Raw genomic sequence first — 19,701 nt, 5'->3', positions numbered from 1 at the left:
GGAGTTCGACCATGACGACTGCCAACAATCGTGCTGTGCAAAAGGGCGACGCGGCCATCGGCGCGCAACTGGCGCGTGACGTCAGCCTGCCCGCGCTGGTGCTGCATAACCAGGCACTGGAGCACAACATTCGCTGGATGCAGAAGTTCGTCAGCGACAGTGGCGCCGAACTGGCGCCCCACGGTAAAACCAGCATGACCCCGGCGCTGTTCAAGCGTCAGCTCGACGCTGGTGCATGGGGCATCACCCTCGCCAGCGCGACCCAGACCCGCGCCGCCTATGCCCATGGCGTGCGACGGGTGCTGATGGCCAACCAATTGGTCGGCACCGCGAACATGGCGCTGATCGCCGATCTGCTTACCGATCCGGCATTCGAATTCCACTGCATGGTCGATCACCCGGATAACGTCGCCGATCTGGGCGCGTATTTCGCTTCGCGCGGGCTCAAGCTCAACGTGATGATCGAGTACGGCGTCGTCGGCGGGCGGTGTGGTTGCCGCAGCGAACAGGAAGTCATCGAGCTGGCCAAGGCGATCAACGCCCAACCGGCGCTGGCCCTGACCGGTATCGAAGGTTACGAAGGGGTGATCCACGGCGACCACGCGGTCAGCGGCATCCGCGAGTTCGCCGCCTCGTTGGTACGCCTGGCCGTGCAGTTGCAGGACAGCGGCGCGTTCGCCATTGCCAAACCGATCATCACCGCGTCCGGCTCGGCGTGGTACGACTTGATCGCCGAATCGTTCGAAACGCAAAACGCCGCTGGGCGCTTTCTCAGCGTGCTGCGACCGGGCAGCTACGTCGCCCACGACCACGGCATTTACAAGGATGCGCAGTGCTGCGTCCTCGACCGGCGCAGCGATCTGCACGAAGGCTTGCGCCCGGCGCTGGAAGTCTGGGCGCATGTGCAGTCATTGCCGGAACCGGGTTTTGCGGTGATCGCGCTCGGTAAGCGCGATGTGGCGTTCGATGCCGGTTTGCCGGTGCCATTGCTGCGCTACAAGGCCGGCGCGGTGCCAGCTTCGGGCGATGACGTGAGTGCCTGCAAGGTGACTGCGGTCATGGATCAGCATGCGTTCATGACGGTGGCGCCGGGCGTGGAGCTGCGCGTGGGCGATATCATTTCCTTTGGCACGTCGCACCCGTGCCTGACGTTCGACAAATGGCGGGTGGGCTTGTTGGTGGATGAACAACTGACGGTGATCGAGAGCATGGAGACTTGTTTCTAAGGCTTCAGACCGAGGCGCAGCCAATCGCGAGCAGGCTCACTCCTACATTTGAAATGCATACCAATTGTAGGAGTGAGCCTGCTCGCGATGACGGCGGCACAGCCACCACCGAACCATCAGAGACCCCCTGAAATGAACACCTCAAGCCCCTTGGGCCCAAACATCCCGCGCATCGCCCTGATCGGCGAATGCATGATCGAGTTGCAGCAGCGCGCTGATGGCAGCCTGCAGCAAAGCTTCGGCGGCGACACCCTGAACACTGCGGTGTATCTGTCCCGCGCAATGGGCGATCAGGCACAGGTCAATTACGTCACCGCGCTGGGCGACGACAGTTTCAGTGACGCAATGTGCCGGATCTGGGCAAGCGAAGGCATCGGCCTCGATCTGGTTCAACGCCTGCCTGGCCGCTTGCCCGGTTTGTACTGCATTCAGACCGACGTCAACGGTGAGCGACGTTTCCTTTATTGGCGCAACGAAGCCGCCGTCCGCGAGTGCTTCACCACACCGGCCGCCGAACCGGTGCTGGCGGCGTTGCCCGATTATGACGTGCTGTATTTCAGCGGTATTACTCTCGCTGTACTCGGCGCGAAGGGCCGGGACAGATTGATCGAAACCTTGATCAATGCGCGGCAGAACGATGCGCGCATCGTCTTCGACAACAACTACCGGCCGCGGCTGTGGGCTTCTGTCGAAGAGGCGCGAGCGGCGTATCGCAGCGTCTTGCCTTACGTCGATCTGGCGTTGCTGACGGTGGACGACGAGCAGGCGCTGTTCGGCTTCCCGGATTGTGATGAAATTTTCGCGGCGTATGCGCAGATCGGTACGCCGGAAGTGGTGCTCAAGCGGGGCGCCGCGGCATGCCTGATTCGTTGCGAGGGTGAGGCGTTCGAAGTGCCGGCGCAGAAGGTCGAGACAGTGGTAGATACCACCGCGGCTGGGGATTCGTTCAGTGCGGCGTATCTGGCCAGGCGCTTGTCCGGTGGCAGTCCTGTGGACGCGGCGCAGGCTGGGCATCTGCTGGCAAGTCGGGTGATTCAGGTACCGGGGGCGTTGATTCCGAAATAGCTGTTGAATGGCCGCTTGCTGCGCAATCGGTTCGCGAGCAGGCTCGCTCCCACAGGTGGAATGCGTTGCAATGGTAGGAGTGAGCCTGCTCGCGATTGGGCCCGCAAGCCAACCCACTAATCCCGATAAAACACCTGCACGAGATGATAACCAAACTTGCTCTTGATCGGCCCATGCACCGTGCGCAGCGGTTTTTTGAAGATCACCGCATCGATCGCACTGACCATTTGCCCCGGTCGCACTTCGCCCAGATCGCCGCCGCGTTTGCCGGACGGGCAGGTGGAAAATTTCTTCGCCAGCACATCGAACGCCTCACCCTTGGCGATGCGTTGTTTGAGCTGTTCGGCCTCTTCGGCGGTTTTCACCAGAATGTGGCGGGCTTGGGCTTTCATCGGGCGGTCCTGATAACGGGGTGACGGCGGGGCGCGGATTATGCCTCAAGTCACAGGGTTTGGCTGGTCATCGTGCGGATCTTGCTGGCCAGCAGCTCGACCGCGAACGGTTTGGCAACCATGTCCATGCCGTCCTCGAGAAAGCCCTGACGTTCAGCGGCTTTTTGCGCGTAGCCAGTCATGAACAGCACCTTCAGGCCGGGCCGATGCTGACGGGCGATTTCCGCCAGTTGTCGGCCGTTCATGCCCGGCAGGCCGACGTCGGTGACCAGCAGGTCCACACGCCGGCCGGATTCGAGCAGGGGCAGGGCGGTCTTCGCGTCGACGGCTTCGTAGGTCTGATAACCCAATTCCCGAAGCAGATCGAGCACCAGCATGCGCACCGCCGGATCATCTTCTACCACCATCACGGTTGCACCGGTGGCGATAGTCGGCGTTTGCTCAAGCGCCGGTTGCGTAGCGTGTGGCGCTTCGACACCCTGCAAGCGCGGCAGATACAAACGCACGGACGTACCCTGGCCCGGCAAGCTGTCGAGGCTGACATGCCCGCCTGATTGCTGGGCAAAACCATAAATCATCGACAAACCGAGGCCGGTGCCCTGGCCGATCGGCTTGGTGGTAAAGAATGGATCGAAGGCCTTCGAGCGTACCGAGGGGGTCATGCCGGTGCCGTTGTCGCTGACCGCCAGCATCAGGTAATCGCCAGCCTTGACCGGTTCCAGCGTGGTGATGTCACTGCCGTCGAGATAGACGTTGGCGGTTTCGATCAGCAACTCGCCGCCGTCGGGCATCGCATCGCGGGCGTTGATGACCAGGTTGAGCAGGGCGTTTTCCAGTTGGCTGACGTCGGTGCTGACTGGCCACACATCGTCGGCCAGTTGCAGTTTGAGTTCGATCGGATCGCCCTTGGTCCGGCGGATCAGATCCTCCAGCGATAGCACCAGCACATTGACGTCGAGGGTTTTGCGGTCCAGCGACTGGCGCCGCGAGAACGCGAGCAAACGGTGAGTCAGTGCCGCCGCGCGGTTGGCCGAAGACACCGCCGCTTCGGTGAACCGCCCGATCTCGTCAGCCCGGCCGTTGGCAATGTAGCGCTGCATCAAATCAAGACTGCCGATGATCCCGGTGAGCATGTTGTTGAAGTCGTGAGCGATGCCACCGGTCAGCTGACCCACCGCTTCCATTTTCTGTGCATGGCGCAGGGCATCTTCAGCGCGCTCACGCTCGAACATTTCGCTTTGCAAACGCTGATTGGCCAAAGCCAGTTGCTCGGTGCGGGCACTGACGCGTTCTTCAAGGGTTTCGTTGAGATTGCGCAGGGCTTCTTCGGTTTTCTTGCGCTCGGTCTCGTCGATCACAAAGATATAGAAACCGTTGACCGCGCCGTCGGCGCCATAACGTGGCAGATAATTCATCAACGCGTGGCGGCTGCTGCCGTCGCGGTGCGGGGTGTACAGGCTGAAGGAACACGGCCGGCCGGCCAGCGCCTCGGCAATGTACGGCAGGCGCAGGAAATACGCCTCCTCACCAATTACCTCGCGGATCGTGCGCCCGTACAGCTCCTGTGGCGTGAGGCCGTACCAGTCCAGATAAGCCGCGTTGTTCAAGCGGAAGCGTTCTTCGCAATCGACGTAGCTGATCAGGATCGGCATGGCGTTGATGATCAATTGCAGCTCGGTCTGACTCTGCCGCAATGCCTGTTCGGTGTGCTTGCGCTCGGTCAGGTCCAGCGCCGCGCCGAGGAACCGCGTCGGCCGGCCATGGTGATCCTTGTAGCAGCGCCCGCGCGCAAACACCCAGCGCACCTCGCCGTCACTCTGTAGCAAGCGATATTCTTCGGCGTATTCGGTGCCGTGGGTGATGCAGTGTTTGATGCTGCGCGCAACCATGGCGCGGTCTTCGGGGTGCACGCCTTGCAGGTACTCGCTGATCGGCAATTGCTGGGCCTGTGCAGGATCGACCCCGTGCAACTGGGCGAAATGCGTGTCGGCGATAAAGCGGTCTTCGCCGATATTCCAGTCCCAGGTGCCGACCGCGTCGGTGGCAGCCAAGGCCAGTTGCAGACGCTCTTCGGTTTCACGTTGCGCTTGCAGGCTCTCTTCGGAGCGGCGCTGCAACTCCAGCGCAACGCGTCGGCGTTCATTGGTTTCGATGGCGGTGACGAGAATCCCGGCGACTTGCGCGGATTCGTCGCGAATCGGGCTATAGGTCAGATCAAGCCAGAAGTCGCTGTCCTTGCCGTCACGCTGCAAAGTAAAGCGTCTCTCGCTGTAGGTGCGCACCTGGCCTTGCAGGACGGCGCGGTAAATCGGGTCGGTGAAGTCGCGAAGCTCCGGCCAGACCTCATGCGCCGGCTGGCCGAACGCCTGCGGATGCTTCTGCCCGGCGAGCAGGGCGAAGCCATTGTTGTAGATCTGCGTCAGCTGTGGCCCCCACAGCAACAGCATGGGCATGGGCGAGTGAATGACGATGTCGACCGCGGTGCGCAGACTCTGCGGCCAGCCATCGGCAGCGCCCAGTGGGCCACGACTCCAGTCGGTACGGCTGAGCAGTGCCTGGGCGTCATCGGGAATCGGTACAGCGTTCATTACATCGGTCCTGAGCGTAGTTCGGCGAGACGGCGTCTATCATTGTTGCAAACAGGCATGCGCCAGGTGCAGGCCAATTTCTGTTCATTGAATGCTTCGCGGGTGATTTTTGCCATGGAAATCGATGCACTGTTATCAATTTTGTCCAATAAAAACGGCTCAGACCTGTTTCTTTCGACAGGTGCACCGCCCAGCGCGCGGATCGATGGCGTGCTTGTCGCGCTGGGCGATCAGCCGTTCAAACTCGGCGAAACCGCCGCCATCGCCGCCTCACTGATGGACGCCGAGCAGCAACGGGAGTTCGACCGGGATCTGGAAATGAACCTGGCAATCTCCCGAACGGGCATCGGCCGCTTTCGGGTGAACATTTTCAAGCAGCGCAACGACGTGTCGATCGTCATCCGTAACGTCAAACTCGATATACCGCGGTTCGCCGATTTGAAACTGCCGCCAGTGCTGCTCGACACCATCATGCTCAAGCACGGGCTGATTCTGTTCGTCGGTGCGACCAACTCGGGTAAATCGACCTCTCTGGCAGCACTCATCGATCATCGCAACCGCCATAGTACCGGGCACATTGTCACCATCGAAGACCCGATCGAGTACATCCATCGGCATCAGCGCTCGATCGTCAATCAGCGTGAGGTCGGTGTCGATACTCGCAGTTTTCACGCGGCATTGAAAAACACCCTGCGCCAGGCCCCGGACGTGGTGCTGATCGGGGAAATCCGCGACCGCGAAACCATGGAGCATGCCTTGGCGTTTGCCGACACCGGGCATCTGGTGCTTTCGACATTGCATGCCACCAATGCCAATCAGGCGCTGGACCGGATCATCAACATGTTCCCCGAAGAGCGGCGACCGCAGCTGTTGCATGCACTTGGGAATAATTTGCGCGCCTTTGTCTCGCAGCGCTTGGTACGCACCCTCAATGGGCAGCGCCGGGCAGCGGTCGAGGTGTTGTTGGGTACGCCGACTATCGCTGATCTGGTTCGCCGCGGGCAGTTGGACGAGCTCAAACCGATGATGGAAAAGTCCGCCGAGCTGGGCATGCAAACCTTCGACGCCGCACTGTTTGCGCTGGTGATGGAAGGCGCAATCAGTGCAGACGAAGCGCTGAAAAATGCAGACTCGGCGAACAATCTGAAGCTGCGCTTGAAGCTGGCGGATGAACCCATCAATAACGCGGGCTCGGTTTCGGGAGAGTGGGGCTTGATGGATTGACGAACCGGCTGGCGCCCGCGCTTTAGCGAGCGGATACCCGCGCAAGGTTCAGAAATCCAGTTCCGGCCGATCCCGAAACTGCTCAAGCGCCTCGGGATTGGCCAGCGCATCGGTATTCTTCACCGGCCGCCCGTGCACCTTCTCGCGCACCGCCAGTTCAACGATCTTGCCGCTGATGGTGCGCGGGATATCGGTCACCGCAACGATCTTCGCCGGTACATGCCTTGGGGTGGTATTGGCGCGGATCACCTGGCGGATGCGCTGCTCGAGCGCGTCATCCAGTTGCAGCCCTTCGCGCAATCGCACGAACAACACGACCCGTACATCATCCTGCCACTGCTGGCCGATGGCGACGCTGTCCAGTACTTCGCTGAGCTTTTCGACCTGACGGTAGATTTCCGCCGTGCCGATGCGCACGCCGCCGGGGTTCAGCACAGCATCCGAACGCCCGTGTATCAACATCGCGCCGTGTGGCAATTGTTCGGCGTAATCGCCCTGTGCCCAGACATCGGGAAACAGGCTGAAATATGACTGGCGCAGTTTCGTGCCGTCCGGGTCATTCCACAGACCGATCGGCATGGCGGGGAAGTGCCGGGTGCAGACCAGTTCGCCTTTCTCGCCGGTCACCGGCTGGCCGGCGTCGTTCCACACCTCGACCGCCATGCCCAGGCTCTTGCCCATGATTTCACCGCGCCGTACCGCTGACAGCGGGTTGCCATTGACGAAGCAAGAGACGATATCAGTGCCGCCGGACATCGAGGCCAGGCACACATCGCTTTTGATCTCGCGGTAAACATAGTCATAGCTCTGCGGCGACAGCGCCGAGCCGGTGCACAGCAGGGTTTTCAGACTGCGCAGGTCATGGCTGTCACGGGGGATGACGCCGCTGCTTTCGAGGGTGGCGAGAAACTTCGGGCTGGTACCGAACACACTGATGCGCTCATCGTCGATCAAGTCGAGCAAGCGCGGGTGGTCCGGGTAGAACGGCGAGCCATCGTAGAGCACCACCGCACTGCCAACCGCGAGCGCGGAGACCAGCCAGTTCCACATCATCCAGCCGCAGGTTGTGTAATAAAACAGCCGGTCGCCGGGGCCGAGATCGCAATGCAGGCCGTGCTCCTTGACGTGTTGCAGCAAAACACCGCCGGTGCTGTGGACGATGCATTTCGGTACGCCGGTGGTGCCGCTGGAATACAGCACGTACAGCGGATGGTTGAACGGCACCGGGACGAAATGCGCTTCGCCGCCGGCTGCGTAGAAGTCATCCCACAAACTCACTTCAGCCTGTGTTCGGTACATTTGGGCGCGTGCTTGCGGCTGGGCGTACGGGACGATGATCAACTGTTTGAGCGTCGGCAGCTGTTCGAGGATGCCGTTGATCTTGTCAGTCTGGTCGAGGTTCTTGCCTGCATAGCGATAACCCGCGCAGGTCAGCAGCACTTTCGGTTCGATCTGGCCGAAGCGGTCGATGACCCCGTGGGTACCGAAGTCGGGCGATGAGCACGACCAGATCGCCCCGAGGCTGGTGGTCGCAAGCATCGCCACCAGCGTCTGCCAGGTATTGGGCATGCACGCCGCCACACGATCACCGAGGCCCACGCCGGCCGCCTGCAGGCTCGCTTGAAAACCGGCGACGTGCTCGGCCAGTTGGGCCCAGGTCAATTGCTCGCGCTGGCCGTTCTCCGCCACGCTGATCACCGCTACGGCGTCGTCGCGGCGGCGCAGCAGGTGTTCGGCGAAGTTCAGGGTCGCGCCGGGAAACCACTCGGCACCGGGCATCTGCGCGCCTTCACGCAGTACCGCGTCGGGCTGGGTGTGAAAGCGGATATCGAAAAAATCGACAAGCGCCTGCCAGAAATCCGCACGCTGCTCGATGCTCCATCGGTGCAGGGCAGGGTAGTCTCCGATGTGCAAATCGTGGCGTTGATTGATGGCACGGCGAAACGCATCGATGCGCGACCGGGCGATACGGTTGGCATCGGGTTGCCAGAGGATGTCGGACATTGCTTGCCTCTTTTTATCGAATTGACGGGGCTCCCACAGAGGGGCGTTATTGCGCGAGCCAGCCGCCATCGATATTCCACGCCGCGCCACGCACCTGACTGCCGGCCTCGCTGCACAGGAACAACACCAGTTCGCCCAGATGCTGCGGCGTGACGAACTCAAGCGACGGTTGTTTCTCGGCCAGCAGATCATGCTGCGCCTGCTGCGGATCGACACCCTTGGCCGCACGATCGTCGATCTGCTTCTGCACCAGCGGCGTCAGCACCCAGCCCGGACAAATGGCGTTGCAGGTGACGTTGCTGGTCGCGGTCTCCAGGCCGACCACTTTGCTCAGGCCGATTACGCCGTGCTTGGCGGCCACGTACGCGGCTTTGCCGGTCGAACCGACCTGACCGTGCACCGACGCGATATTGATGATCCGCCCCCAGTTCTTGCTGCGCATGCCCGGCAGGCTCAGGCGGGTGCTGTGGAAAACCGAGGACAGGTTGATGGCAATGATCGAATCCCAGCGCTCGACCGGAAACTCTTCCACCGCCGCGACATGCTGGATGCCGGCGTTGTTGACCAGGATATCCACGCCGCCGAACTCGCGCTCGGCGTAGGCGATCATCTCGGCGATCTGCGCCGGATCGCTGACGTCGGCCGGATGATGGCCGACCTTGCCGCCGAACTGGCCGACTTCGGCAATCACTGCCGACGCATCGCCAAAACCGTTGAGAATCAGATTGGCCCCAGCCTTGGCCAGGCTCAGTGCGATGCCCAGACCGATGCCGCTGGTGGAGCCGGTAACCAGTGCGGTCTTGCCGGTAAGAGTCGTCATGAATACCTCACACAATGCCAGTGGCGTAGAAAGTGCCGATCACTACGAAAACCGCCAGGGTCTTGATCAGCGTAATACAGAAAATGTCTTTATAGGCTTCGCGGTGGGTCAGCCCGGTCACCGCCAACAGGGTGATCACCGCGCCGTTGTGCGGCAGGGTGTCCATGCCGCCGCTGGCCATGGCGGCGACGCGATGCAGCACTTCCAGCGGAATGTTTGCAGCATTGGCCGCGCTGATGAACTGCTCGGACATCGCCGCCAGCGCAATGCTCATGCCGCCCGATGCCGAGCCGGTAATGCCGGCCAGCAGGGTTACGGTAATGGCTTCGTTGACCAATGGATTGGGGATTTGCTTGAGCCAGTCGGCCAGCACCAGAAAGCCCGGCAACGAGGCGATCACCGCGCCAAAACCGTATTCGGACGCGGTGTTCATCGCCGCCAGCAGTGCGCCGCTGACCGCACTCTTGCTGCCTTCGGCGAGTTTGCTGCGAATCGCCTGAAAGCCGAACGCCAACACCATCAGAATGCCGACCAGCAACGCCGCCTGCACCGCCCAGATCGCCGTGAGCTTGGCGATCTCGGTGGTGACCGGCGTGGCCATGCCTGGCAGCGCAAGGCTGTGGGTCTTGCCGTACCACTGCGGAATCCATTGAGTGAACAGCAGATTCATAATGCCTACCGCGAGCAGCGGCGACAGTGCAAGCCAAGGATTGGGCAGTTTCAGGTCTTCGGCGGTTTCCGGCTCGTTGCGCAGTTCGGTGCCATAGCCCTCACCGGCGCGCTGCGCTTTGTTGCGCTGACGCTGAAGAAACAGCATGCCGGCGCAAAACACGAAAATCGTGCCGATCACACCCAGCCACGGCGCGGCCCATGCGGTGGTGTTGAAGAACGTGCTGGGAATGATGTTCTGAATCTGCGGGGTGCCGGGCAGGGCGTCCATGGTGAAGGAAAACGCGCCGAGGGCGATGGTCGCCGGGATCAGCCGTTTGGGGATATTGCTCTGGCGGAACATCTCGGCGGCAAACGGATACACCGCAAACACCACCACGAACAACGACACGCCGCCATAGGTGAGCAGCGCGCAAACCAGCACGATCACCAGCATGGCCTGGCGAGTACCGAGCAGGCGAATCGCTGCGGCGACGATCGATCGGGAGAAACCCGACAGCTCGATCAATTTGCCGAACACAGCGCCGAGCAGGAACACCGGAAAATACAGCTTGATGAAGCCGACCATTTTTTCCATGAACACCCCGGTGAACGCAGGCGCGACGGCGGAAGGGTCGGTGAGCAGGACCGCGCCGAGCGCGGCAATCGGGGCGAAGAGGATAACGCTGTAGCCACGGTAGGCGGCCAGCATCAGCAACGCGAGGGCTGCCAAGGCAATGATCACACTCATGGTGTGTCTCTCCAAAATTGTTATTTTTGTGGGTGGAACGGGTGTGGAGAGGTGTTAGCGAGATTTGTGCCAATTGGCTAAATGCTTGAAATTTATCGAATTATATTGAAGTCAGGGTTGATTGACGGGACGCTTGTCTCTGTTAAGAGAGCTCGAGTGCATGGTCGGACGCCTTCGCAAGCAGGCTCGCTCCCACATTTTGATCGCATTTAACCCGTGGGAGCGAGCCTACTCGCGAAGCTTTTGCTGCTGTCTCCAGAAAGAGATAGCATCTCAAAAGGGAGATCAGACGATACCCAACGCCACCATTTTCTTGTACAACGTCGACCGCCCCAGCCCCAGCCGGGCCGCCGCTTCCGGCACCTTCCCCGCACATTGGGCCAACGCCGTTTCAATCAATTGCCGATCAAAGCGCTCTCGCGCCCGGGCGAAGGTTTCCTCAAGCGGTACTTTTGCGATGAGCGCGGACTGACGCTCAACCGGCATCAACGTGCCGATCGCCGCACGCAGATCCTGTTCGGTGAGAATCAAGTCATCGCTGAGCAACGCTGCGCGCTCCAGCACGTTGCGCAATTCGCGAATGTTCCCCGGCCACGCATGTTGCCCAAGCAATGCCAGCGCATCACGGTGCAGTTCGTGCTGGCTGCGCAGCTCCTCAAGAATCGCTTCGCTGAGTGCCGGCAAATCATCGAGGCGTTCGCGCAGAGGCGGCACCTGGATCGGCAGCACATTCAGGCGATAGTACAAATCGGCGCGGAATTCGCCGCGCTTGATTGCCGCTTGCAGATCAGTCGAGGTCGCGGCAATGACCCGCACATCACTCTGAATCACCTCGTTGGAGCCGACCGGCTCGAACTCCTTTTCCTGCAGAACGCGCAGCAACTTGCTTTGCAGCGGCAGCGGCATGTCGCCGATCTCGTCGAGAAACAGCGTGCCGCCCTGTGCGATCTGCAATTTGCCGGTACGTCCCTTGCGATCAGCACCGGTGAACGCGCCGGGGGCCGTGCCGAAGAACTCGGCTTCGAGCAGCGCCTCGGGAATCGCCGCGCTGTTGATGCTGACAAAGGCTTTGTGCGCGCGGGGCGATGCGCTGTGGATCGCTTGAGCGAGCAGTTCCTTGCCGGTGCCGGTTTCACCGAGCAGCAAGACCGGCGATTCGGCACTGGCACTGCGCCGCGCGCGGCGTTTGACTTCGAGGCTGGCGGCGCTGGTGCCGATGAAGTGGGCGAAGTTGTATTTGGTCTGGCGGGCGCGCAACAGCGAGCGCGTCGAGGCCAGTTCTTCCTGCATGCTCAGGTAGCGCTTGAGCATTGGCGACAGCGTGCGCAACTCATCGAACAGGGCGAAACCGATCGCGCCGATCACCGTGCCGGCATCGTCATGGATCGGCAGACGCATCACCACCAACGGCTCTTTCGGCGTGTCTTGCATGTCGAGCAGAATCGGCCGCCCGGTGCGTACCACTTCACGCAGCAGGCTGCCGGGAATCACGCTTTCACAAGCCTTGCCGATCGCGCCCGCAGCCGATTCAAGACCGAAGCGCCGGGCATAGCGCTCGTTCATCCAGACGATGTTGGCATCCCGATCGACGATCACCGTGCCTTCGCTGGACTGCTCGATGATTTCGAACAGCGAGCGGATCGCCAGCGTGCGAACGCGTTGGTAGTCCTTGAGGCTTTCGGTGGTGTTCATCTGTCGAATGATCCTGATGATATGTGGCCTGGGCCGGTGCCTTCGCGAGCAGGCTCGCTCCCACAGTGAAACCGGTCGTCACACGATGCGTGAGCAGCCGCGAACCCTGTAGGAGCGAGCCTGCTCGCGAAGGCCGCGACACGGTATCGGGTCGAACACCGATTATGCCTACCCCGGATGCGCAGCCGCCAACAGCTCTTTGGTGTAAGGATGCTGCGGCGCTTCGAACACCTCATGGCTGGCGCCACGCTCCACGACTTTACCGTCCTTGATCACAATCAGGTCATGGGCCAGCGCGCGCACTACCGCCAGATCGTGGCTGATGAACAGATATGTCAAACCGTGTTTTTCCTGCAACTGGCGGAGCAGGGCGACCACTTGTTTCTGCACCGTGCGATCCAGCGCCGACGTCGGCTCGTCGAGCAGAATCAGCGCCGGTTTCAATACCAGTGCCCGGGCGATGGCGATGCGCTGGCGCTGACCACCGGAAAACTCGTGGGGATAGCGATGACGACTTTCCGGGTCGAGGCCGACCTCTTTGAGCACGCGGATCACTTGCTCGTCACACTCATCGGCGCTTGATTCACAATGCACTTCGAGGCCTTCGCTGATGATCTGCGCCACCGACATGCGCGGGCTGAGGCTGCCGAACGGGTCCTGAAACACCACTTGCATTTGCCGCCGCCACGGTCGCATCTGTTTCTGATTGAGACCGTCGAGTGCCTCGCCCTGGAAGCGGATGCTGCCTTCGGAATCGAGCAGGCGCAGGACCGCCTGACCCAGCGTCGACTTGCCTGAGCCCGATTCGCCGACGATGCCCAGTGTCTTGCCACGCTGAATGCTCAGGCTGATGCCATCCACCGCGCGCAGGTACTGCTTGCGCTGAAACAGTCCGCCACCGACGGCGAACTCGACCTTCAGATCATTGACCTCCAGCACATTCTCGCGCTCATCACGCGGCAACGCTTCGCCCTCGGGTTCGGCGTTGAGCAGCACGCAGCTGTAAGGATGCTTCGGCTCGGTGAACAAGTTTTCGCAGGGCGCCTGCTCGACGATTTCGCCGGCCTTCATTACGCACACACGCTGAGCGATGCTGCGCACCAGATTGAGGTCATGGCTGATCAACAGCAGCGACATGCCCAGACGCTTCTGCAGGGATTTGAGTAGCAGCAGAATCTTGCGTTGTACCGTGACGTCAAGTGCGGTGGTGGGTTCGTCGGCGACCAGCAATTCCGGCTCGCATGCCAGCGCCATGGCGATCATGACCCGCTGCCGTTGCCCGCCTGAAAGCTGGTGCGGATAGGCTTTCAGGCGCTCCTTGGGTTTCTGGATGCCGACCAGACCCAGCAGTTCGAGAATCCTTTGCTGCGCCGCTTTGCCGCCGAGGCCACGGTGCAGCAGCAGGGTTTCGCCAATCTGTTTCTCGATGGTGTGCAGCGGATTGAGCGAGGTCATCGGCTCCTGGAAGATCATCGCGATGCGGTTGCCGCGCAACTCGCGCAAGACCTTGGGATCCGCGCCGAGCAGCTCCTGGCCTCGATAACGAATGCTGCCGTGAGAATGCGCCTCGGACTCTGGCAACAACTGCAGGATCGAGTGCGCGGTGACCGATTTTCCGGAGCCGGATTCGCCGACCAGCGCCAGGCATTCGCCCGGACGGATATCCAGACACAAATCACGCACCACGGTCTGGCCGTGGAACGCGACATTGAGGTTACGAATTTCAATCAGATTGTCAGTCATGGGCACGCTTCAGGACCTTGGATCGAATGCGTCACGCAACGCTTCGCCGATGAATACCAATAAGGACAAGATCAGCGCCAGCGTGAAGAACGCGGTCAAGCCGAGCCAGGGTGCTTGCAGGTTCTGCTTGCCCTGGCCGATCAACTCACCCAGCGAAGCACTGCCGGCGGGCATGCCGAAGCCGAGAAAGTCCAGCGCGGTCAGGGTCGAGATCGCCCCGGTGAGAATGAACGGCAGGTAGCTCAAAGTCGCGTTCATCGCGTTGGGCAGTATGTGCCGGAAAATCACTTTGCGGTCGCTGAGCCCCAGCGCACGGGCAGCTTTGACGTATTCCAGATTGCGTCCGCGCAGGAATTCGGCGCGCACTACATCCACCAGCGCCAGCCATGAAAACAGCGCCATGATCCCCAGCAACCACCAGAAATTCGGCTCGACGAAACCGGAAAGAATGATCAGCAGGTACAGCACCGGTAGCCCCGACCAGACTTCAAGCAGCCGTTGCCCAAGCAGGTCGACCCAGCCGCCGTAGTAGCCCTGCAATGCACCGGCAGCAATGCCGATCAAGGCGCTGACAAAGGTCAGCATCAAGGCGAACAGGATCGACACCCGCGCGCCAAAAATCACCCGCGCCAGCACATCTCGCGACTGATCGTCAGTCCCCAACCAGTTCACCGATGTAGGCGGGCTCGGCGCTGGTTTATTCAGGTCATAGTTCGGCGTGTCGTCACTGAACGGAATCGGCGGAAACAGCAGCCAGCCGCCGTCCTTGCGGATCAGGTTCTGCACATAGTCGCTGCGATAATCAGCCTGGAATGGCAGTTGCCCGCCGAATTCCTGCTCGGTGTGGCGTTTGAATACCGGGAAGTACCACTGGCCCTGATAACTGACCATCAACGGCTTGTCGTTGGCGATCAATTCGCCGCCGAGTGTCAGCATGAACAGGCCGATGAACAGCCACAGCGACCACCAGCCGCGACGGTTTTTCTTGAAACGCTCAAAACGACGACGGCCCAACGGCGAGAGCTTGAGCATCAGGCGTTCCTCGCGGCGAAGTCGATACGCGGGTCGACCAGGGTGTAGCACAAGTCGCCAACCAGTTTTATCAGCAGGCCGAACAGGGTGAAGATGAACAACGAGCCAAACACCACCGGATAATCTCGCGAGACCGCCGCTTCGTAGCTCATGCGCCCGAGGCCATCGAGAGAAAAGATCACTTCGATCAGCAGGGAGCCGGCGAAGAACACACTGATGAAGGCCTGAGGAATCCCCGAGACCACCAACAGCATGGCGTTGCGGAACACATGGCCATACAGCACGCGGCGTTCACTCAAGCCTTTGGCGCGAGCGGTCACCACATACTGGCGGGTGATTTCATTGAGAAACGAGTTTTTGGTGAGGATCGTCAGCGTCGCAAATCCGCCGATCACCAGCGCTGTCACTGGCAGCACCAGGTGCCAGAAATAGTCGGCGATCTTGCCCAGGGTCGACAGCGATTCGAAATTGTCCGAGACCAGCCCCCGCACCGGAAACCAGTTCAGCGAGGTGCCGCCGGCGAACACCACGATCAGGAACATGGCAAACAAAAACGCCGGCATCGCATAACCGATGATGATTGCGGTGCTGCTCCAGACATCGAAATGACTACCGTGGTGAACAGCTTTGCGAATCCCCAGCGGAATCGACACCAGGTAGGTAATCAATGTCGCCCATAAGCCGAGCGAAATGGTCACCGGCATCTTTTCCAGGATCAGATCAGTGACCGTGGCGCCACGGAAGAAACTCTTGCCGAAATCCAGCTGCGCATAGTTTTTCAGCATCAGCCACAGGCGTTCATGGGCCGGTTTGTCGAAGCCGTATTGTTTCTCGATGTCCTTGATCAGTTGCGGATCGAGGCCACGGCTGGCGCGCGAGGCGCCGCTGGCTGTCTCGCTGGCACCGGCGCCGACGCTGGCACCACCGATCCCTTGCAGATGAGCGATGGCCTGTTCCACCGGGCCGCCGGGAGCGGCCTGAATGATCACGAAATTGACCAGCAGAATAATCACCAGCGTCGGGATGATCAGCAGCAGACGCCGCAGTATGTAACTCCACATCAGTGCGGCCCTCCGGGTCTGCCACGCGCAATTTTCTCGGCGGTCATCTGTTGGTTGGTCAGCGGCGTGCGGCTGATTTCCCACCAGCTCTCGATCGCTTCGTCATTGCTGGCCTGAATCGTCGGTATGCCGAAACGGTTCCACCACACGGTCGAAGTACCGGGTGGATAGTAATTGGGGATCCAGTAGTAGTTCCATTGCAGAACGCGGTCCAGCGCATGCGCATAGCGCAGCATATCGGCCTGGGTTGATGCGCGAATCAGGCCATTGATCAAAGTATCGACCGCCGGGTTTTTTAGCGCCATGTAGTTGTTGGCACCGGGATCGTTGGCCGACGCCGAGCCGAAGTAGTTGAGCAGTTCGCCGCCAGGAGATGAAGTGACGGGATAGCCGGTAACGATCATGTCGTAATCGCGGCTCATCAACCGGTTGACGTATTGCGACGAATCGATGCGGCGGATGTTGAGCTCGATGCCGATCTGTTTCAGCGTGCGTTTGTAAGGAAGTAGCAGGCGATCCATGCCGTTCTGGCTGACCAGAAAAGTGAAGCTCAGCGGCTCGCCCTGCGCATTCACCAGCTGATCGCCATCGGGTTTCCAGCCAGCCTCTTCGAGCAGTGCGAGGGCTTGCAGTTGCTTGTCGCGGATCACACCGCTGCCATCGGTTTTTGGCGCCTCGAAGACTTTGCTGAACACCTCGTCGGGAATCTGCCCGCGCAACGGTTCGAGGATCTTCAGTTCTTGCGCATCGGGCAACTCGGTGGCGGCCAGCGGCGTGTTGGAGAAGTAGCTTTGCTGGCGAATATACAGACTGCGCATCATCTGCCGGTTGCTCCACTCGAAGTCCCAGAGCATCGCCAATGCCTGGCGCACACGCCGGTCGGCGAACATCGGCTTTTGCAGGTTGAACACGAATCCCTGGGCCGATTGCGGCGCTTCGGTCGCCAAATGGGCTTTTTGCAGACGGCCGTCGCTCAGTGCGGGGCTGTCATAGCCGATCGAATAGCCGGTCGCCGAGAACTCGCGGTTGTAGTCGTAGGCGCCGCCGCGCAGCACTTGGCGGGCGACATCGGTGTCACCGAAGTATTCGATGCTGAAGTGATCGAAGTTGTACAGGCCGCGACTGACCGGCAAGTCCTTGCCCCACCAGTCGGGGTTGCGTTCAAAGGTAATGCTGCGACCCGAGTCGACCTTGCCGACTCGATAGGGGCCGCTGCCCAAAGGCGGCTCGTAACCGCCGCCACTGGCGAAATCACGGGTCTTCCACCAATGCTCGGGGAATACCGGCAATGTCGCGATATCGAGGGGCAGGGTGCGGTTTTCGCTGCTCTTGAAATCGAAACGCACGGTCAGCGGCGCTTCCACCTCGACGCCTTTGACGTCGGCGAACTGGGTGCGATAGCGCAGGCTGCCCTGGGTCATCAGAAGGTCATAGGTGTAGCGCACGTCTTCGGCGGTAATCGCTTTGCCGTCGGCGAAGCGGGCCTTGGGATTGATGAAAAAGCGCAGCGACAGGCCATCATCCGAGCGCTCCATCTTTTGCGCGACCAGGCCATATACGGTGTAAGGCTCGTCCAGCGAGCGCTGGGCCAGCGGCGAATACAACAACCCATCGATCTGCGTGACACCGATGCCTTTGTCTATATAAGGCAGGACATGGTCGAAGTGACCGATCTCGATGGCCGAGCGGCGCATCGTGCCGCCCTTGGGGGCCTGCAGGTTGGTGTAATCGAAATGGCTGAAACCGGGAGGGTACTTGGCAGGCTCGCCATAAACGGTCAGGGCATGTTGCGGTGCGGCGTTCGCGCTTGCGCCAGCCGTCAGCAGGGCGAGGGTGGCGAGCATCAATGTGGAGAAAACCAGTCGCATTGTCAGCCTTGGGACTTGAATCGATAAGCGCAAGTTGTACGCGAGAGGCGCGTCGCTCGCCAGCCGTATGTGTAACTGAAACACAACGGCCCGCCAGAAGGCGGGCCGTTGCGGGCAGTCGGACGACGAATCAGTCCTGACGGCTGGTGACTTCCAGCAGGTGATAGCCGAACTGGGTCTTCACCGGGCCTTGCACGACATTGATTGGCGCGCTGAACACCACGGTGTCGAATTCCTTGACCATCTGACCAGGACCGAAGGAACCCAGATCACCGCCCTGACGGCTCGATGGGCAGCTGGAGTTGGCCTTGGCCACTTCAGCGAAATCGGCGCCGCCTTCGATCTGGGCCTTGAGTTCGTTGCACTTGTCTTCGCTGGAAACCAGGATGTGGCGGGCAGTGGCTTTAGCCATGGGGAATTTCTCCAAATGTATTTCAGTAAAATGTGGAGCCTACCGGATTCAGTGAGTGATTTCCCGGCAAAGTTCCGCTCCTCTGTCCGTGGCGCAAATCAGAGATTGGCTGCACGCAGACGCTCGGCGTGTTCGACGTACAGTTCCATCGGGTCGGGCAGGACCGACACCGTGCCGTGAGCGCGGCGCAGACTGCCCAGGTGGTCCAATGGATAGTCCGAGCGAATCACTTGGCCCAAGTGAGAACTGAAGCGCCCGACAAACCCATCGTTTTGCTCCGTCTCGGTCGTGAAATATTGCGAAAGCGCCTGGCAGATACGTTGCATGGGATCAAGCAGTGAGGCGGGCGCGCCCGCAATGACGCCACTCCATGAGTAATAGCGCACGCCATCGACCTGTTCCGGCCCATGCCCGCCCCATGTTTTGGGTAGTCCTTGCGGATACTTGTCGTTGAAATCGCCGACGCCTTCGGTTGTCAGTGCATTGAGCGCGGCCAGTGCGTTCTGCGGTAACGCCGAATAGCCACTGAGCAATGAAAGGAAGTTGGCAAACAGCGTCGCTACGTTCTGCGCTACCGCTTCCGGCAAACGGCCCGGGACCAGTGCCTTGCGCAAGAAGTCCGCCAGTTCCGAACCATGATTCGGGCCACTGACCGACGTCACCGAAGCAACGGCGTGTGGTGCAAGCGCTGCAGCGTAGCGGGCTGCCAATGCACCTTGGCTGTGGCCGATCAGGTTGACTTTCTCGGCACCTGTGCCGATCAGTACGCGATGGATCTGTGCAAGCAGTTGTTCACCCCTTGTCTCGTTTTTGTGAGTGGCGGAAATATGTGGGACAAACACACGGCTGCCGGCTGTTTGCAAAGCGTCACGTGCGTCATGGAACAGCTCGAAGTGGCCGATGCGCTCGAATCCGAACAGACCATGTACCAGCAGGATGGGATAGCGAGTTGAAGCATTCCGTTGCATGTTCTGACCTTTCACAGAGGTTCATCGGGAGTCCGGAGGCCACTCTAAAACACTCATCTTGCCGAGGAAGTAAGAAGAGGCATCTCTTGGTTGATGAAACTGGACTAGGAGTTGTACGAATTATCAGATACTTGTGAGATCCGAATCGGAAGTTGCCGCCGTCTTTCGCACGTTCGATGACCAATTCGAGATGTTTGCCTACTCGGC

Annotated in this window: 15 protein-coding genes; 3 read left to right on the top strand and 12 right to left on the bottom strand. The window is 60.5% G+C overall.

The annotated features are described in order from the left end of the window. The first annotated feature begins 11 nt into the window (after positions 1–11). Together V6F91_RS06925 and V6F91_RS06920 are read left to right on the top strand one after the other, a co-directional pair. Positions 12–1,226, top strand: a complete 1,215-nt coding sequence (locus tag V6F91_RS06925) for an amino acid deaminase (protein ID WP_332763169.1) — start codon at positions 12–14, stop codon at positions 1,224–1,226. 132 nt (positions 1,227–1,358) lie between these two features. Next, positions 1,359–2,291, top strand: a complete 933-nt coding sequence (locus tag V6F91_RS06920; protein WP_332763168.1) for a sugar kinase — start codon at positions 1,359–1,361, stop codon at positions 2,289–2,291. 116 nt (positions 2,292–2,407) lie between these two features. Here the strand turns inward: V6F91_RS06920 and V6F91_RS06915 are convergent, their stop codons facing one another. Both V6F91_RS06915 and V6F91_RS06910 read right to left on the bottom strand, forming a co-directional pair. Further along, positions 2,408–2,683, bottom strand: coding sequence for a peptidylprolyl isomerase (locus V6F91_RS06915; protein ID WP_332763167.1), 276 nt, complete (start codon positions 2,681–2,683; stop codon positions 2,408–2,410). Between the two features lie 50 nt (positions 2,684–2,733). After that, positions 2,734–5,271: a PAS domain S-box protein gene (locus V6F91_RS06910; protein ID WP_332763166.1), complete on the bottom strand. Its 2,538-nt coding sequence runs from the start codon at positions 5,269–5,271 to the stop codon at positions 2,734–2,736. A 114-nt stretch (positions 5,272–5,385) separates the two neighbouring features. On the opposite strand from V6F91_RS06910, the gene V6F91_RS06905 reads away from it, so the two are divergent. Then, on the top strand, positions 5,386–6,495 hold the full coding sequence (locus tag V6F91_RS06905; RefSeq protein WP_332763601.1) for a PilT/PilU family type 4a pilus ATPase: 1,110 nt from the start codon (positions 5,386–5,388) through the stop codon (positions 6,493–6,495). A 48-nt stretch (positions 6,496–6,543) separates the two neighbouring features. Here V6F91_RS06905 and V6F91_RS06900 read toward each other — a convergent pair whose 3' ends face one another. The 10 genes from V6F91_RS06900 to V6F91_RS06855 form a co-directional block, all read right to left on the bottom strand. Then, positions 6,544–8,499 carry an acetoacetate--CoA ligase gene (locus tag V6F91_RS06900; protein WP_332763165.1) on the bottom strand — a complete coding sequence of 652 codons (1,956 nt, stop codon included), beginning with the start codon at positions 8,497–8,499 and terminating at the stop codon, positions 6,544–6,546. Positions 8,500–8,545: 46 nt separating this feature from the next. Further along, positions 8,546–9,319 (bottom strand): 3-hydroxybutyrate dehydrogenase, encoded by a 774-nt coding sequence (gene hbdH, locus V6F91_RS06895; protein ID WP_332763164.1) that lies wholly within the window; start codon positions 9,317–9,319, stop codon positions 8,546–8,548. A 7-nt stretch (positions 9,320–9,326) separates the two neighbouring features. Beyond that, entirely contained in the window at positions 9,327–10,718 is a 1,392-nt protein-coding gene (locus V6F91_RS06890; RefSeq protein WP_332763163.1) for a GntP family permease, read from the bottom strand. Between the two features lie 285 nt (positions 10,719–11,003). Then, on the bottom strand, positions 11,004–12,410 hold the full coding sequence (locus V6F91_RS06885; protein ID WP_332763162.1) for a sigma-54 interaction domain-containing protein: 1,407 nt from the start codon (positions 12,408–12,410) through the stop codon (positions 11,004–11,006). 168 nt (positions 12,411–12,578) lie between these two features. Then, complete coding sequence (locus tag V6F91_RS06880; RefSeq protein ID WP_332763161.1) at positions 12,579–14,153, bottom strand: ABC transporter ATP-binding protein; 1,575 nt, start codon at positions 14,151–14,153, stop codon at positions 12,579–12,581. Between the two features lie 9 nt (positions 14,154–14,162). Next, on the bottom strand, positions 14,163–15,185 hold the full coding sequence (locus V6F91_RS06875) for an ABC transporter permease (protein ID WP_332763160.1): 1,023 nt from the start codon (positions 15,183–15,185) through the stop codon (positions 14,163–14,165). Then, positions 15,185–16,246: a microcin C ABC transporter permease YejB gene (locus V6F91_RS06870; protein ID WP_332763159.1), complete on the bottom strand. Its 1,062-nt coding sequence runs from the start codon at positions 16,244–16,246 to the stop codon at positions 15,185–15,187. Before V6F91_RS06870 ends, V6F91_RS06875 begins: the two co-directional genes overlap by 1 nt. Further along, positions 16,246–18,114, bottom strand: a complete 1,869-nt coding sequence (locus V6F91_RS06865) for an extracellular solute-binding protein (RefSeq protein ID WP_332763158.1) — start codon at positions 18,112–18,114, stop codon at positions 16,246–16,248. Before V6F91_RS06865 ends, V6F91_RS06870 begins: the two co-directional genes overlap by 1 nt. A 130-nt stretch (positions 18,115–18,244) precedes the next feature. Continuing rightward, complete coding sequence (locus tag V6F91_RS06860; RefSeq protein ID WP_039758565.1) at positions 18,245–18,526, bottom strand: peptidylprolyl isomerase; 282 nt, start codon at positions 18,524–18,526, stop codon at positions 18,245–18,247. A 98-nt stretch (positions 18,527–18,624) separates the two neighbouring features. Continuing rightward, positions 18,625–19,494 (bottom strand): triacylglycerol lipase, encoded by an 870-nt coding sequence (locus V6F91_RS06855; RefSeq protein WP_332763599.1) that lies wholly within the window; start codon positions 19,492–19,494, stop codon positions 18,625–18,627. Positions 19,495–19,701: the final 207 nt, after the last annotated feature.

Source organism: Pseudomonas koreensis (genome assembly GCF_036668835.1).
In the GTDB taxonomy this organism is placed as follows: Bacteria; Pseudomonadota; Gammaproteobacteria; order Pseudomonadales; family Pseudomonadaceae; genus Aquipseudomonas; species Aquipseudomonas koreensis_I.
The sequence above is the reverse complement of the archived record's forward strand: the minus strand, read 5'-3'. Positions and strand labels throughout refer to the sequence as shown.